This window comes from Streptomyces graminofaciens (assembly GCF_030294945.1).
In the GTDB taxonomy this organism is placed as follows: domain Bacteria; phylum Actinomycetota; class Actinomycetes; order Streptomycetales; family Streptomycetaceae; genus Streptomyces; species Streptomyces graminofaciens.
On record NZ_AP018448.1, the window covers coordinates 8,293,733 to 8,309,612 of the forward strand.

The window sequence follows — 15,880 nt, forward strand, 5'->3', positions numbered from 1 at the left end:
CGCTAGCCGCTAGCCGCTAGCCGCTAGCCGCTAGCCGCTAGCCGCTAGCCGCTAGCCGCTAGCCGCTAGCCGCTAGCCGCCAGCCGGCCGTCACCCGTACCCGTAACCCGTGATCCGTTCGCGTGCAGGGTTTTCCCTACCTCTCCCATCTCGGCCTGAAAGCAGTCCAGTTGGCCCCATTCTTCCCTGGTGCCGTCGGCAGTCGCTCCGATAGTTTCCGGCGGTCACAGCTGTTCCATAGGGGAGAGACGCATGCGCAAAGCGCTCAGATGGGTGCTGTCGCTCGTAGTGCTCATAGGCACGTTGAGCACGGCGGGCGCGGCCACCGCCGCGGAGCCGGACACCGCTGACATCAAGGACCGACTGCTCGCGATACCGGGCGTCAGCCTGGTCGAGGAGAAGCCGTACCCCGGCTACCGCTTCTTCGTCCTCAACTTCACCCAGCCCGTCGACCACCGGCACCCCGCCAAGGGCACCTTCCAGCAGCGGATCACCGTGCTGCACAAGGACGTCAGCCGCCCGACGGTCTTCTACACCGGCGGCTACAACGTCTCCACCACCCCCAGCCGCCGCGAGCCGACCCAGATCGTCGACGGCAACCAGATCTCCATGGAGTACCGCTTCTTCACCCCGTCCCGGCCCGCCCCGGCCGACTGGTCCAAGCTCGACATCTGGCAGGCGGCGAGCGACCAGCACCGGATCTTCAAGGCGCTGAAGAAGATCTACGGGCAGAAGTGGCTCTCGACGGGCGGCTCGAAGGGCGGCATGACCGCCACCTACTACGAGCGCTTCTACCCCAAGGACATGGACGGGGTCGTCGCCTACGTCGCCCCCAACGACGTGGTGAACAAGGAGGACTCGGCCTACGACCGCTTCTTCGCGAAGGTCGGCACCAAGGAGTGCCGCGACCGGCTGAACGCCGTGCAGCGCGAGGCGCTGGTGCGCCGCGAGCCGCTGGAGAAGAAGTACGCGGAGGTCGCCGCCGCCGAGGGCTTCACCTTCACCACCATCGGCAGCCTGGACAAGGCGTACGAGGCCGTCGTGCTCGACTACGTCTGGGGCTTCTGGCAGTACAGCCTCCTCGCCGACTGCGGCGCCATCCCGGCCGACGCCAAGAACGCGTCGGACGAGGACATCTGGGCGTCCGTCGACTCGATCGCCGGCTTCTCCTCGTACACCGACCAGGGCCTGGAGCCGTACACGCCGTACTACTACCAGGCCGGGACGCAGCTCGGCGCGCCGACGATCAAGTTCCCGCACATCGAGAAGAAGTACATCCGCTACGGCTACCAGCCGCCGCGCAACTTCGTCCCCCGGGACATCAAGATGAAGTTCCAGCCGGGCGTGATGCGCGGCGTCGACACCTGGGTCCGCCACAACGCCCGCCACATGCTGTTCGTGTACGGCGAGAACGACCCGTGGGGCGCCGAGCCGTTCCACGTCGGCAAGGGCGCCCGTGACTCGTACGTCTTCACGGCCCCCGGCGCCAACCACGGCGCCCGTGTCGCCGGGCTCGTCGAGGCGGAGAAGGACCTGGCCACGGCCCGCATCCTGAAGTGGGCGGGCGTCGCCCCGGCCGCCGTCCAGGACGACCCGAGCAAGGCGAAGCCGCTGGCGAAGTACGACTCCAGGCTCGACAAGCGGGACGTCGAGCGGGAGATGTCGCTCCGGCCGTAACCGGTTATATCGGTTAGCGAGTTGTGTCGGTCGGTGAGCTGAGCCCTGGTACCGCCGTGACGCGGTGCCGGGGCTCAGCTCTGCTCGTCGTCCGCCTCTGTGTCCAGGCTCATCCAGCCCGCCTTGTTCGACGGGGTGAAGATGACGCCGCCCGCCACCAGAGGCTCGACGGCCAGGCTCACCTCGGCGTCGCTCTGGCTCTCGATGTGGGGCAGGCTGTGCCGGTAGAGCACCTTGCCCGTCTTCGCGTCGAAGGCGGCGACGCCCCGGGTGTTGACGGTGTAGACACGGTCGCCCGCCTGGACCGGCGCGATGTTGGCGAAACCCAGACTGGGCAGCTTCGTGCGCCACAGCTCCTTCTGCCGGGCCGCGTCGACACAGACCAGTTCGCCGCCCGTCGACGTGGGCCCGATGTACATCACCCGGCCGGGCGTCACCGACAGCTGGGGCGCGCCCATCTGACCACCGCCCAGGATGGCCCCGGCCTCGGTACGGATGCCCTTGGCGCCCTTCTTCAGCTCCTGGCGCAGGATGGCGTCGGCGAACGGCGCCTGCTTCGGGTCCATCCAGGAGCAGTACAACTGGACTTTGCCGTCCTCCTCCAGCAGGGCCTCGGTGCCGGGGACACAGCCCGCGACCAGTGCGAAGTCCCTGAGCCTCTCGCCGTTGTCCTTGTCGAAGACCGTGACGTGGTTGTCGGCTCCGGCCTCGTCGTCGACGGTGGTGAACGCGTAGAGCCGGTCGCCGACGACCCGCAGTTCGGACGCGCCCGAGCCGCCGTACTGGTCGGACTCCGCGCCCTCCAGCCAGCCGTTCCTGCCCGTGCGGGCGTCGAGTGAGAACACCACGCCGCCCTCGCCGGAGATGTACGCCCGCTCGCCGTCGCTCATCAGGTTCTCGGTGGGCGTCTGCGTCGCGTAACGCCACTTGATATCGCCGGTGGCGAGGGACATCCCGAGGACGCGGTCGCCGGTGTTGACGAGGACCATCTTGCCGACGACGACCGGGACGTTGTGCCCGTACGCCTGCGCCTCCTTGTTCTTCCACAGCACCTTGCCGGTGGCCGCGTCGAGCCGGACCGTCACCTCGCCGGCGCAGAGCAGCGACGACTCGGCGTACACGCACTCGCTGTCCTGGAGGTTGTACTGCCACGGCCGCCAGCCGTCCGGGCGGCGCTCGGGGGTGTCGTGGTACGCGAACGAGAAGTTGGCCGAGCCGGACACCGAACTGAGGTACGAGGCCGATCCCTTGGGCTGGGTGACGGTACGCGTACCGGGGGTGGTGCGGGCCGAGGAACCGCCACCGGTGGAGCCCGTAGCGGAGTTCTGCGTCTGCATCCCGTACAGCAGCCCGCCCGTCAGTGAGGCCACGGCCACGCCGGTCGCCGCCACGGTGAGCACCCGGCGTCGACGAAGCCGCCGGGGCGGGGGAGCGAGGACGGAACCCACATCCGTGCTCACCGACCCCACATCGGGCACGGGGACAGGGGCGGGGACGGAGACGGGGACGGCCGTGGCAGTGTCGGCGTCCGGGGCCGCCGAGTCCGGCGTCATGGGAGCGGTCGGCGCGGCCGGGAACGGCAGCGCCGACAGGATCGTCGGGCAGGAGGCGCTCAGCAGCCCCAACAGCTCACCGGCGTCCGGGCGTTCGTCCGGCTCCTTGGCCAGACAGCGCTCGACCGTAGGCCGCAGCCACTCGGGCAGGTCCTTCAGGTTCGGCGGCTCGTGGACCAGCTGGTACACCATCGTGTACACGTCCGTCGCGTCGAAGGGCACATGGCCACTCGCCGCGTACGTCAGCACCGAGCCCAGCGAGAAGATGTCGCTGCGCGGCCCCACGTCCTTCTGGGCGCGGATCTGCTCCGGCGACATGAACGGCGGCGTGCCGACCGTGACACCGGTGCCCGTGAGCCCGACGCCCGTCATCGCGTTCGGATCGGGTACGGCCGCGCGCACGATGCCGAAGTCGATGACGCGGGGGCCGTCGTCGGCGAGCAGGACGTTGCCCGGCTTGAGGTCGCGGTGCACGATCCCGACGCGGTGGATGTCCCGCAACGCCTCCGCGAGACCGGTGGCGAGCCGGTACAGCTCCTCGTCGGTGAGCGCGGGCCCCTCGTTGACCCGCTTGTCCAGCGGCTTGCCCGGCACGTACAGGGTCGCCATCCACGGCGGGTCGGCGTCCGGGTCGGCGTCCAGCACCGGCGCGGTGAACGCCCCGCTGACCTGGCGGGACGCGGTGACCTCGCGCCGGAAACGGCTCCGGAAGTCGGGCTGCCCGACGAGATTGCCCCGGATCACCTTGATGGCGACCTGGCGGCCGGAGGGCGAAGTGCCGAGATAGACGTGGCCCATGCCGCCGGAGCCGATGAGCGAGTCGACTCGGTAACCGGGAATCTCCGGCAGCTCCTCCTTCTTGTGCGGAGCGCCCTGAGGATCCTGGGCCATCATCTCCCCCATCTTCGTACGTTCGTACGGGTCCAAGCGGATGATATCCATCCGCGGTGACGCCGCACGGGGACGGGGGAAGGACCCGCGGGCGGACGGGGGTCGGGGGCCGGGGGCCGGGGCTCAGACGGGTACCGCGCAGCCCACCGGCCTGGTGCCGCCCAACTGCACATACAGCTCGGTCGAGGTCGCGCACTGCGCCTTGCGCGCCACGGCCGCCGTGACCCGGTACTCCGGGTCGTGCCTGCCGTTGCCGTCGCAGGCGGTCTCGCGGACCTCGCCCCGCCCGGCGCCGTAGACGCAGTCGCCGACGATCGTGCGGGGCCCGCCCCCGCCGCCGGGGTCACCGGGGTGGGGCGGTTGCAGCTTGCGCATACAGGCGTACCCCTGGGGCACGGACCCGTCGCCGTCCTCGTCCCTGTCGAAGGAGGGGCGGGACTCGCTGATGTGCAGGACGAAGTCGGTGGTGGGCGGGCAGGGCGGCCCCTGTGATCCCCGGCCCTCGTGCCGCGCGACCACCCGGGCGGCGGCACGCTCACTGGCACAGGGCACCTCGGTGAAGCTGGTCGTCCCGAACGAGCTGCACTCGTCGATCCCCAGGAACACCGTGCCGTACCCGGAGGGATCCGCCGGCGCGCCGGTCGCCGCCGTCTTCTCCCTTGTTTCACCGGTTCCGTCACCCGAACCGCCGGACAGGGCCTGGCAGCCCGAGAGCGCGGACACCACGCCCAGCACGACGGCCGCGGCCCGCAGCCCCGTACACACCCTCCGCATGGCACCCCCCGTTGAACCCGTCCAGCGTGACCCCCCACCGGGGGCCACGTCAGACAGTCCGGGTGCTTTGCGTCAGTTGGGTACGGTGTGTACGAAGCGGGCGGCGTAGACCCAGTACGTCAGGGCCGGCCCCGCGTACCTAGTACGTCAGGCCGTGCCCGATCGGGTACAGCACCCGTGCCGGATCGTCCGCCCGCTGCACCGGAACCGGCAGCTTCCCGCGCGGCGCCACCCGCCCGGCGAGCACGCGCGCCGCCGCCCGCACCTCGACATCGGTCCATGAGTACGCCGCCAAGTAGCCCTTCACATCAGGGAGTTGAGCCACGTCGTACGGATTGCGCACGGCTACGGCGACCACCGGCACCCCGGTGGCGAGCAGCGCGGAGACAAGGGCCCGCTGGCTGCTGCCCGCCGTGACGTTGTACGTCGCCACGACCACCGCGTCCTTGCCGGCCGCGGCCGCGACCGCCTGGTCGATGGTGGCCCGGGTGGGCGCCGTACCCGTGGACAGCGCGGTCGCCGTGAAGCCGAGGGAGGTGAGTTCGGCGGCGAGGACGGTCGTCGGAGGTCCCGTGGTGCCCGACGGGGACGCCGGGTCGGCGCCGACCACGAGCACCTTCTTGTGCGTACGCCGGGACAGTGGCAGCAGCCGGCCCTTGTTGACCAGCAGTGTCGTGGTCCGCTGGGCGATACGGTCGGCCGCGCGGAGATGCGCGCCGGTCCCCACGACCCGGTCGACGCCCGCCTTGCTCACATACGGCTGCTCGAACAGCCCGAGCTTCGCCTTGAGCCGCAGGACGCGCAGGACCGACTCGTCGAGCCGCGCCTCGGTCAGCTCGCCCGCGCGTACGGCGTTCAGTACGGCATGCCACGCCACGTCGAGGGAGGGCGGGTTGAGGAGCTGGTCCGCCCCGGCCTTCAGCGCCAGCACGGGCACCCGGTCGTCGCCGTACTTCGTGCGGACGCCCTCCATGGCGAGCGAGTCGGTGACCACGACCCCGTCGTAGCCCAGCTCGCCGCGCAGTACACCGGTGAGGATCGGGTGGGAGAGGGTGGCCGGGTCGCCGGACGGGTCGAGGGCGGGGACCATGATGTGCGCGGTCATGATCGAGTCGATCCCGGCCCGGATCGCGGCCCGGAACGGCGGCGCGTCGAGGGCCGTCCACTGCTTGCGCGTGTGCTCGATGACGGGGAAGCCGTAGTGACTGTCGACGGCGGTGTCCCCGTGCCCCGGGAAGTGCTTGGCGGTCGCCGCCACCCCACTGCCCTGATAGCCCTTCACCTGCGCGGCGACGAGCCCCGCGACCGCCGTCGGATCGGCCCCGAAGGACCGTACGCCGATGACCGGGTTGGCGGGGTTGACGTTCACGTCGGCGACGGGCGCGTAGTCCTGACGGACACCGAGCGCGCGCAGCTCGGCACCGCCGATCCGCCCCGCCTCACGGGCGTCGGCCCGCGAACCGCCCGCGCCGAGCGCCATCGCGCCCGGCAGCAGCGTGGCGGGTCTGCCCACCCGGGCCACGATCCCGTGCTCCTGGTCGGTGGAGACGAGCACGGGCAGCCCGCGGGGGAGGCGGAGGGAGGCCTTCTGGATGCCGTTCGACAGCCCGGCGATCTGGTGCGGGTCGCGGGTGTTGTGCGCCCAGGAGAAGTAGATGATCCCGCCGACCCGGTACTTGGCGATGAGCTCGGCGGCCGTCCGTACGCCGATCTCCTTGAGGTTGGCATCGATGTCGGCCTGGTCGGGCGCGGTCGCCGAGTGCCCGTAGACCCGCATCACGAAGAGCTGGCCGACCTTCTCTTCGAGGGACATACGGGAGACGAGGGTGCGCAGCCGGCGGTCGTCGCGGCTGTCGCCGTGTGCGTTTTCGGTGCCGGTCGCCAGGGCCGCGGTGACGCCTGCCGTGGCGGCGAGAACGGTACGTCTGGAGGGCACGTCGCTCCTTCCGGAGGTGAACCGGTGAGGAACGCACACTAGCCCGCGCGAGGCCGAGGGGCCGCCACCGGCGCGGTTCCCAAGGATCCGTTGTCTTCTGGAAGTTGCCACGGCCGGGAAAGCGGACGCGCGGGAGAGCTCGGGGGGGCCGGGGCGCGTTGGCGGGTGCGGGTTCGTCGTGGTCGCTCGCGCAGATCGCCGCGCCCCTCAGAAGCATGGGGTGCGGCCCGGTTTTCAAGGGGCGTGGGGAACTGCGCGACCAACCCCCACTCACCCGCACCCGCGTCCCCCCTAGCCGAAAGCCGGGCCGTTCCACCCAGCGGACGCATCCACACGCACCCCGCGCCGCAGGCCAGCATGGAGCCCATGCCCCTCGTCGACATCCCCGGTTCCAAGTCCATCACCGCCCGTGCCCTCTTCCTCGCGGCCGCCGCCGACGGTGTCACCACCCTCGTACGGCCGCTGCGGTCCGACGACACGGAGGGCTTCGCCGAGGGACTCGTCCGGCTCGGGTACCGGGTCGGGCGGGCCCCCGACGCCTGGCGGATCGACGGCCGCCCGCAGGGCCCGGCGGTCACGGAGGCGGACGTCTACTGCCGGGACGGCGCGACCACCGCCCGCTTCCTGCCGACCCTGGCCGCCGCCGGCCACGGCACCTACCGCTTCGACGCCTCCGCCCAGATGCGCCGCCGCCCGCTCGCCCCGCTCTCCCGGGCCCTGCGCGACCTCGGTGTCGACCTCGTCCACGAGCAGGCCGAGGGCCATCACCCGCTGCGGATCGCCGCGAACGGCGTCACCGGCGGCGACGTCACCCTCGACGCGGGCCAGTCCTCCCAGTACCTGACCGCCCTGCTGCTCCTCGGCCCGCTGACCCGCGAGGGCCTGCGCATCACGGTCACCGACCTGGTCTCGGAGCCGTACGTCGAGATCACCACGGCGATGATGGCCGCCTTCGGGGCGGACGTGCACCGCGAGGGCGACACCTACGTCGTCGCGCCCGGCGGCTACCGCGCCACCACCTACGCCGTCGAACCCGACGCCTCCACGGCGAGCTACTTCTTCGCCGCCGCCGCGCTCACCGGCACCGAGGTCACCGTCCCCGGCCTCGGCACCGGCGCCCTCCAGGGCGACCTGGGCTTCGTGGACGTACTGCGGCGGATGGGCGCCCGGGTGGACGTCGCCGAGGACCGTACGACCGTGAGCGGCACCGGCGAACTGCGCGGCCTGACCGTCAACATGCGGGACATCTCCGACACCATGCCGACGCTCGCCGCCATCGCCCCCTTCGCCTCCGGGCCGGTCCGTATCGAGGACGTCGCCAACACACGGGTGAAGGAGTGCGACCGGCTGGAGGCGTGCGCGGAGAACCTGCGGCGGCTGGGGGTACGGGTCACCACCGGTCCCGACTGGATCGAGATCGAACCCGGTGTTCCCACGACCGGCGCGGAGGTGAAGACATTCGGCGACCACCGGATCGTGATGTCCTTCGCCGTCGCGGGACTTCGCGTTCCCGGCATCACCTTCGACGATCCGGGATGTGTACGGAAGACGTTCCCCGGGTTCCACGACGCGTTCGCGGAGCTTCGCCGGGGAATGTCCGGCATGGGACCGGTCAACTGACCGGCCGTACAGGAGTGCAGGTCGGGCCGGGTGGCGGCGCCTTGCTAGTCTCCCGGCCATGACCGCGCCCGAACCCACCATCCTCGCCACCTCGGGCGGCCACCGTAAGGGGAGCCGCATCTGGGTCGGCTTCGACGCGCTCGTGCACCACGCGGTGGAGCTGTCGGGGGTGAACGGACGCCGGCCGAAGGTCATGTACGTTGGCACGGCCGTCGGCGACGCCGAGCACATGGCCGCCCGTATGGCCGAGGCGGCCCGGGTCGCGGGCTTCGATCTGACCCCGCTTCAGCTGTTCCCGATGCCCAACCTCGACGACATCGAGGGCACTGTCCTCGAACAGGACGCGATCTGGGTCATGGGCGGCTCGGTGGCCAACCTGCTGGCCGTGTGGCGGGTCCACGGCCTGGACGAGATCTTCCGCCGCGCCTGGGCGGCCGGGGTCGTCCTCAGCGGCGTCAGCGCGGGCTCGATCTGCTGGTTCCAGGGCGGCACGACGGACTCGTTCGGCCCCCGCCTGCGCCCGGTGACCAACGCGCTCGGCTATCTCCCGTACGGCAACGGCGTGCACTACGACAGCGACGCGGGCCGTCGGCCCCTGGTGCACGACCTCGTCGCCGAGGGCACCCTCCCGGAGACCCACTGCACCGACGACGGCGTCGGACTGGTCTACCAGGGCACCAAGTTGGTGGAGGCCGTCAGCGAACTCCCGGGCAAGGCCGCCTACATAGTCCGCCGAAACGGCGACGCCCCGCCCCTGGAGGAACGCATCGAACCACGCCGCCTGCCCGAACCGAAGGCGTAGCCCTCATCCGACGGATCAAGGCCCCGGCCTCGGCCCCGGCCGGGGCGGGTGATGCGGCGCGAGGGCATGCCTTGGCGGCTGCCCGGCAGATCATGCGGTCCGAGCGGCAGGTCTTCGCCCCGAGCCCAGGCGGCACCCGCCCAGGCCATGCGGTCCGGCGGCACCCGCCCAGTCGGTCCGGCGGCACCCGCCCAGGCCATGCGGTCCGGCGGCACCCGCCCAGGCCATGCGGTCCGGCGGCACCCGCCCAGGCCATGCGGTCCGGCGGCACCCGCCCAGGCCATGCGGTCCGGCGGCACCCGCCCAGGCCATGCGGTCCGGCGGCACCCGCCCAGGCCTGCGGCCAGGCGGCACCCGCCCAGGCCTGCGGTCCGGCGGCACCCGCCCAGGCCCGCGGTCCGGCGGCACCCGCCCAGGCCTGCGGCCAGGCGGCACCCGCCCAGCTCCCCATCCGGCAGCGCAACGCCCCGCGCCCGCCGGCGCCCCGCTGGTCTCACCACTCCTGCGTGCGCTGTGCCGCTCCCTGCGGCTCCTGGTGCCGTTTGCGGGCCGGGGGGTCGAAGAACGAGACGGGCGCCTCCTCCTGGGCCCGGGACCCCTGGCCCTGCGCCTGGCCCCCGGCGGGTGAGCGGGGCCCGAACACATCGGCCCGGAAGGCGGGGCGCTCGGTCTTCCCGGCGGGCTCCGGCTGCGGCTTGCGCCGTGACGCGCCGGCGGACCGGTTCCAGTCGCCGTCACCCAGTACGAGCATCGGGTCGAACATCACCACCACACCGGCCAGCAGCAGGAAGAGGACCGGCCCGATCAGCATCGGCAGCAGGATCGACATGGGCGACTCGCCCTCGAACGTGCCGAACGAGTTGCCACCGGTCGAGCTGTGCAGCCACACGCCGACGGAGGCCATGCCGGTGTAGTGCATGCCGGACACGGCGACGCCCATCACGAGGCTGGCGCCCAGGCTGGTGAGGAAGCCCCGGATCGACACGGCCGCCCACAGCGCGGCGGTCGCGGCGACGATGGCGATCAGCACGGAGAGCGCGACGGTCGGGGTGTCGTAGTGGATGTAGCCGTTGAGGCGGATGGCGGCCATGCCCATGTAGTGCATCGCGGCCACCCCGAGCCCGGTGACGCAGCCCGCCGCGCACAGGCTGGAGGTGGTGACCCCGCGGTACCCGACCGCGAAGACGCCGACGGCGACCACGGCGATCGCGACGAGCAGGCTCAGCACCGTCAGCCCGACGTCGTAACGGATGGCGGTCTCCTGGACCCGGAAGCCGATCATCGCGATGAAGTGCATCGTCCAGATGCCGCAGCCGATGCACGCCGCGCCGAGCGCGAGCCAACCGGGCTTCCACGACTTGTCGTTGTAGACGGATCTGACGACACAGCGCAGCCCGAGCGCGGCGCCCAGGCAGGCCATGAGGTAGGCGGCCACCGGGGTGACAGCTCCGTAGCTGAAATCGTCGACTGTGCCATGCTGCATATGCCAAATCCCCCCGATACATAGCCAGTTGGTCGTGGCTGGTCGGGAGGTAAGTCTGGAGTAAAGAGGGGGCGACGCGCTCCGTTTTCCAAGAGTTACTGTCGGTACTTGTCCGGCTGGTGATCGACTTTGGGTGAGTGGGGACTGATTCGCCGTCAAAATCCATCCCGCGCTTGAGAGTTCAAGCTCAGGCCATGGTTTTACGCCGCGTCGTTCAGCAGTCGCCCGAGGTGTTCGCGCCCCGCTCCCAGCAGCTCCGGCAGCGGCGCGGCGGCCTCGTACCACCGCTTCTCGTACTCCCAGCACAGCCACCCGTCCCACCCCTTGCGGGAGAGCAGCTCCACGCACTCGGTCAGCGGGAGCACGCCCGCGCCGAGCGGCAGCGGCGTGGTGTCGTCGGCGGAGGCGATGTCCTTGACCTGGACGTAGCCGAGGAAGGGGGAGAGGGCCGCGTACGACTCCGCGGGCTGCTCGCCGCCGAGCCAGGTGTGCATCACGTCCCAGAGCGAGCCGATGTGATGGTGTCCGACGGGGCCGAGGATCCGGATCGCGTCGGCGCCGGTGCGGTGCGAGTCATGGGTCTCCAGCAGGACGCGTACGCCCGCGTCGGCCGCGAACTCCGCCGCTGTGCCCAGCCGCCGCGCGGCCACGGCGTCGGCCTCGGCGGCATCCTGCTCGGCACTGGCCCCGGGGAAGACCCGGACGAAGGGCGCCCCCAGGTCCCGCGCCAGCTCCACGAGCCCCCGGATCTCCTCGATCACCGGCCCGTCCTCCCCGGGCGCCGCGACCCGGGCGTACCCGGCGAGGCCCAGCACCCGCACCCCCGCCCCCTCGAACTCGGCGACGACCCGGGCCCGCTCCGCACTCCCGATCCCCGGATGCACGGGCTCCTCGGGATGGGCACGCAACTCGACACCGTGATAGCCGTGCGCGACGGCCAGCCGCACGACATCGGGAACGGACAGACCGGGCACACCGAGTGTGGAGAACGCCAGCTTCATGTCTCGGACACTACTCGCCGGACCACCGCCCGGCGCGGGCCGGAGCACCGGGTCCGGTCCGCCCCCGTCCGTCCACGGCGTCACGTCATCCTGTCGGCCCACACCCGGCGCGGCACCTCCGGACACGCTGAAGGGGCTCCCGTTCGCACGGGAACCCCCTCGGCGTTCATGCGGCCGTTCGCACGGCCGCGCGCGGTCAGGCGCGGTCGCGCTTCGCAGCCCGCCGGGCCTCCTCGCCGCGCTCCTCGGTGCGGGCCAGCCGCTCCTTGGCCTCGCCGCGCGCCTGGTCGAGTTTGCCCTCGACCTGCTGCCCGCGGTCACCGGTGACCTTGCCGGTCATCTCCTTGGCCTTGCCCTTGATCTTTTCGGTACGGCCCTTGGCGGCCATGGTTCCTCCTCGGGGTGGGGGGATTCCGCCCCACTCGGGGTGGGGTTTCCGTCCCACCCAACGTAAGACGGAGTCGTCACCCTCGCGCGCCGAAGAGTCACGCCGCGTAATCGTCGCTCAGGAGCGAGGCGCCGCGGAGGACCCCCGCACCATCAACTCCCCCCGCACGGTGGCGATCCCGCCCGGCGGCGGCTCCTCCCGCCCCATGGCGATCCGCCCGGCCCGCGCCCCCGCCTCCGACAACGGCAGCCGTACGGTCGTCAGCGCGGGCATCGCGTCGATGCTGAAGGGCAGGTCGTCGAACCCGGCCACGGACACGTCGTCCGGGATGCGCAGCCCCGAGTCCCGCAGCGCGGCACACGCGCCCAGTGCCACCGTGTCGTTGGCGGCGACCACGGCCGTCAGCGTCCGGTCCCGCCGCAGCAGCTCCAGCGTGGCCTCGTACCCGGAGCGGCGGTCGTAGCGGCCGTACACGGTCCACCGGGGGTCGTCCTCGATGCCGTGGGCCGCCAGCGCCGCCCGGTGGCCCTCCAGCCGGTGCCGGGTCGTCGTCCGCTCCTGTGGGCCCGCGATGTACCCGAGCCGCCGATGTCCGAGCCCGATGAGGTGCTCGGTGAGCTGCTGCCCGCCCCCGCGGTTGTCGAACGTGATCGCGATGGCCTCCGGCGCGGGCGGCCGGCCGCACAGCACCACCCGCGTGCCCGCCTCGGCCAGCCTGCGCAGCTTGTTGGAGACGGCGGTCAGATGTGCCGGGTCCTCGATCGCCCCACCGGTCAGCACGACCGCGGCGGCGCGTTGGCGCTGAAGGAGGGTGAGATACGTCAGCTCGCGCTCCGGGGAGCCGCCGGTGTTGCACACCACCGCCAGCCGCTCGCCGCCCGCACGTCCCCCCGGACCGCCGATCTCCCCCTGGATCGCGCTCGCCATGATCCCGAAGAAGGGGTCGGCGATGTCGTTCACCAGGATGCCGACCAGGTCGGAGGTGGCGGCGGCGAGGGCGCTGGCCGGACCGTTGAGGACGTAGTCCAGCTCGTCCACGGCCTTCAGCACCCGGTCGCGCGTCGACGCGGCCACCGGATAGTTGCCGTTCAGCACCCGGGAGACGGTCGCGGGCGACACCTGCGCACGGGCCGCCACGTCCGCCAGGGTCACAGTCATCGTTTCCTCGTCCTCCGGTCACACGTCTCGTTCGAGTCGTCGGGGAGCCTCGCGGCTCGTCCGGGGAGCCTCACGGCTCGTCCGGGGAACCATACGGCCGCGATCACCGTTCGCCCCCTCGAACAACTCGACCCCCCTACGGTCTTGTCCGGACCGCTGGTCAGAGGCTAGCTTCTCAGTAGATAGAAAGCGCTTGCTGTAACGCTCGCCTCTTCACGGGTTCTCCGGGCGTACGCGGCGCCGGACGCGTACGAAAACCAAACAAAGAAGAAGGGGCCGGTCGTGACACGCAAAACCGTACGGATCGCCATGAATGGCGTGACCGGACGCATGGGCTACCGCCAGCACCTCGTCCGCTCCATCCTCGCCCTCCGCGAGCAGGGCGGCCTCGACCTCGGCGACGGCACCGTGCTGTGGCCCGAGCCGATCCTGGTCGGCCGCCGCGAGCACGCGCTGAAGGCGCTCGCCGAGCGGCACGGCCTGGAGCGCTGGGCCACGGACGTGGACGAGGTCCTCGCCGACGAGACCGTGGACATCTACTTCGACGCCCAGGTCACCTCGGCCCGCGAGGAGGCGATCAGGAAGGCGATCGCGGCGGGCAAGCACATCTACACCGAGAAGCCGACGGCGACGGGCCTGGAGGGCGCCCTGGAGCTGGCCCGCCTCGCGAACGCCGCCGGCATCAAGCACGGCGTCGTCCAGGACAAGCTCTTCCTCCCGGGCCTGCTGAAGCTGAAGCGTCTGATCGACGGCGGCTTCTTCGGCCGGATCCTCTCCGTCCGCGGCGAGTTCGGCTACTGGGTCTTCGAGGGCGACTGGCAGGAGGCCCAGCGCCCGTCCTGGAACTACCGCGCCGAGGACGGCGGCGGCATCGTCGTCGACATGTTCCCGCACTGGGAGTACGTCCTGCACGAGCTGTTCGGCCGTGTGAAGTCCGTCCAGGCCCTCACCGCCACCCACATACCGCAGCGCTGGGACGAGCAGGACAAGCCCTACGACGCCACGGCCGACGACGCCGCGTACGGCATCTTCGAGCTGGACGGCGGCGCGATCGCCCAGATCAACTCCTCCTGGGCCGTGCGCGTCAACCGCGACGAGCTGGTGGAGTTCCAGGTCGACGGAACGGAGGGTTCGGCGGTGGCAGGCCTCCGAAACTGCCGTGTCCAGCACCGCTCCGCCACCCCCAAGCCGGTCTGGAACCCCGACATCCCGGCCACCTACTCCTTCCGCGACCAGTGGCAGGAGGTCCCGGACAACGCGGACTTCGACAACGGCTTCAAGGCCCAGTGGGAGCTGTTCCTCAAGCACGTCTACGCCGACGCGCCCTACCACTGGGACCTGCTGGCCGGCGCCCGCGGCGTCCAGCTCGCCGAACTGGGGCTGAAGTCCTCGGCCGAGGGCGTCCGTCTCGACGTACCGGAGATCTCGCTGTGACGATCCGACTGCCGGACCCCAAGGGCGGGCTGAGGGCGTACGAGCCCCGCACCGAACCCCTGGTGGCCACTCCCGGCACCCCCCTCACCTCCCGTACGGTCTTCTCGGCGGCGCATGTCGTCGCGGACCCCTTCGCGGACGTGTCCCCCGACTCGCCCGCCGCCGTCGACTGGGACGCGACCCTCGCCTTCCGTCGCCACCTGTGGTCGCACGGGCTCGGCGTCGCCGAGGCGATGGACACCGCCCAGCGCGGCATGGGCCTGGACTGGGCGGGCGCGGCGGAGCTGATCCGCCGCAGCGCGGCCGAGGCGAAGGCGGTCGGCGGCCGGATCGCGTGCGGCGTGGGCACCGACCAGATCCCCTCCGGTTCGCTGAAGGAGATCCGGGAGGCGTACGAGGAGCAGCTGGCGGTCGTCGAGGAGTCGGGCGCCCAGGCGATCCTGATGGCCTCGCGCGCGCTCGCGGCGGCCGCGAAGGGCCCCGAGGACTACCTGGAGGTCTACGGCCACCTGCTCCGCCAGGCCGCCGAGCCGGTCGTCCTGCACTGGCTGGGCCCGATGTTCGACCCGGCGCTGGAGGGCTACTGGGGCTCGTCCGACCTGGACGCGGCCACGGACACCTTCCTGGAGGTCATCGCGGCCCACCCGGACAAGGTGGACGGCATCAAGGTCTCGCTGCTGGACGCCCAGCGCGAGATCGACATCCGCCGCCGACTCCCGGTCGGGGTCCGCTGCTACACGGGCGACGACTTCAACTACCCCGAGCTGATCGCGGGCGACGAGCAGGGCTTCAGCCACGCGCTGCTCGGCATCTTCGACCCGCTGGGCCCGCTGGCGGCACAGGCGGTCCGCGTCCTGGACACGGGCGACGTGAAGGGCTTCCGGGAGCTGCTGGACCCGACGGTCGAACTCTCCCGCCACCTCTTCCAGCCCCCCACCCGCTTCTACAAGACGGGTGTGGTGTTCCTGGCGTGGCTGGCCGGCCACCAGTCGCACTTCACGATGGTCGGCGGTCTGCAGTCCGCCCGCTCGCTCCCGCACTTCGCCCGGGCGTACGAGCTGGCCGACGGCCTGGGCCTGTTCCCGGATCCGGCGCTGGCTGAGACCCGTATGAAGAACCTCCTCTCCCTGTACGGGGTGGCCCAGTGACCGGTCTTGAGCGTT

The 15,880-nt window shown here is 71.5% G+C and carries 12 protein-coding genes; 5 read left to right on the forward strand and 7 right to left on the reverse strand.

Going from position 1 to position 15,880, the window contains the following annotated elements; translation table 11 throughout:
* The first annotated feature begins 252 nt into the window (after positions 1 to 252).
* Positions 253 to 1,677, forward strand: coding sequence for a S28 family serine protease (locus tag SGFS_RS36450; protein WP_286256421.1), 1,425 nt, complete (start codon positions 253 to 255; stop codon positions 1,675 to 1,677).
* Positions 1,678 to 1,751: 74 nt separating this feature from the next.
* On the opposite strand, the gene SGFS_RS36455 is transcribed toward SGFS_RS36450, so the two are convergent.
* From SGFS_RS36455 to SGFS_RS36465, 3 genes are all read right to left on the reverse strand, one after another.
* A complete protein-coding gene (locus tag SGFS_RS36455; protein ID WP_286256422.1) occupies positions 1,752 to 4,157 on the reverse strand; it encodes a protein kinase domain-containing protein in 2,406 nt (801 codons plus the stop codon).
* Positions 4,158 to 4,244: 87 nt separating this feature from the next.
* The gene (locus SGFS_RS36460) at positions 4,245 to 4,895 is read right to left on the reverse strand and encodes a hypothetical protein (protein ID WP_286256423.1); all 651 of its coding nucleotides are present in this window, start codon (positions 4,893 to 4,895) and stop codon (positions 4,245 to 4,247) included.
* Positions 4,896 to 5,034: 139 nt separating this feature from the next.
* A complete protein-coding gene (locus SGFS_RS36465; protein ID WP_286256424.1) occupies positions 5,035 to 6,831 on the reverse strand; it encodes a glycoside hydrolase family 3 protein in 1,797 nt (598 codons plus the stop codon).
* A 366-nt stretch (positions 6,832 to 7,197) separates the two neighbouring features.
* Here SGFS_RS36465 and aroA point away from each other — a divergent pair, with 366 nt between their 5' ends.
* Positions 7,198 to 8,451: a 3-phosphoshikimate 1-carboxyvinyltransferase gene (aroA, locus tag SGFS_RS36470; protein ID WP_286256426.1), complete on the forward strand. Its 1,254-nt coding sequence runs from the start codon at positions 7,198 to 7,200 to the stop codon at positions 8,449 to 8,451.
* Between the two features lie 58 nt (positions 8,452 to 8,509).
* Complete coding sequence (locus tag SGFS_RS36475) at positions 8,510 to 9,253, forward strand: Type 1 glutamine amidotransferase-like domain-containing protein (protein ID WP_286256427.1); 744 nt, start codon at positions 8,510 to 8,512, stop codon at positions 9,251 to 9,253.
* Between the two features lie 493 nt (positions 9,254 to 9,746).
* On the opposite strand, the gene SGFS_RS36480 is transcribed toward SGFS_RS36475, so the two are convergent.
* The 4 genes from SGFS_RS36480 to SGFS_RS36495 form a co-directional block, all read right to left on the reverse strand.
* Positions 9,747 to 10,736 (reverse strand): MHYT domain-containing protein, encoded by a 990-nt coding sequence (locus tag SGFS_RS36480; RefSeq protein ID WP_286256428.1) that lies wholly within the window; start codon positions 10,734 to 10,736, stop codon positions 9,747 to 9,749.
* Positions 10,737 to 10,936: 200 nt separating this feature from the next.
* A complete protein-coding gene (locus tag SGFS_RS36485; RefSeq protein WP_286256429.1) occupies positions 10,937 to 11,737 on the reverse strand; it encodes a sugar phosphate isomerase/epimerase family protein in 801 nt (266 codons plus the stop codon).
* A gap of 196 nt (positions 11,738 to 11,933) precedes the next feature.
* Complete coding sequence (locus SGFS_RS36490) at positions 11,934 to 12,125, reverse strand: CsbD family protein (RefSeq protein ID WP_286256430.1); 192 nt, start codon at positions 12,123 to 12,125, stop codon at positions 11,934 to 11,936.
* Positions 12,126 to 12,242: 117 nt separating this feature from the next.
* On the reverse strand, positions 12,243 to 13,283 hold the full coding sequence (locus SGFS_RS36495; protein WP_286256431.1) for a LacI family DNA-binding transcriptional regulator: 1,041 nt from the start codon (positions 13,281 to 13,283) through the stop codon (positions 12,243 to 12,245).
* 282 nt (positions 13,284 to 13,565) lie between these two features.
* Here SGFS_RS36495 and SGFS_RS36500 point away from each other — a divergent pair, with 282 nt between their 5' ends.
* Both SGFS_RS36500 and SGFS_RS36505 read left to right on the forward strand, forming a co-directional pair.
* The gene (locus SGFS_RS36500) at positions 13,566 to 14,717 is read left to right on the forward strand and encodes a Gfo/Idh/MocA family protein (RefSeq protein WP_286256432.1); all 1,152 of its coding nucleotides are present in this window, start codon (positions 13,566 to 13,568) and stop codon (positions 14,715 to 14,717) included.
* Positions 14,714 to 15,865: a dihydrodipicolinate synthase family protein gene (locus SGFS_RS36505; RefSeq protein WP_286256433.1), complete on the forward strand. Its 1,152-nt coding sequence runs from the start codon at positions 14,714 to 14,716 to the stop codon at positions 15,863 to 15,865. Before SGFS_RS36500 ends, SGFS_RS36505 begins: the two co-directional genes overlap by 4 nt.
* The last annotated feature ends 15 nt before the right edge of the window (positions 15,866 to 15,880 follow it).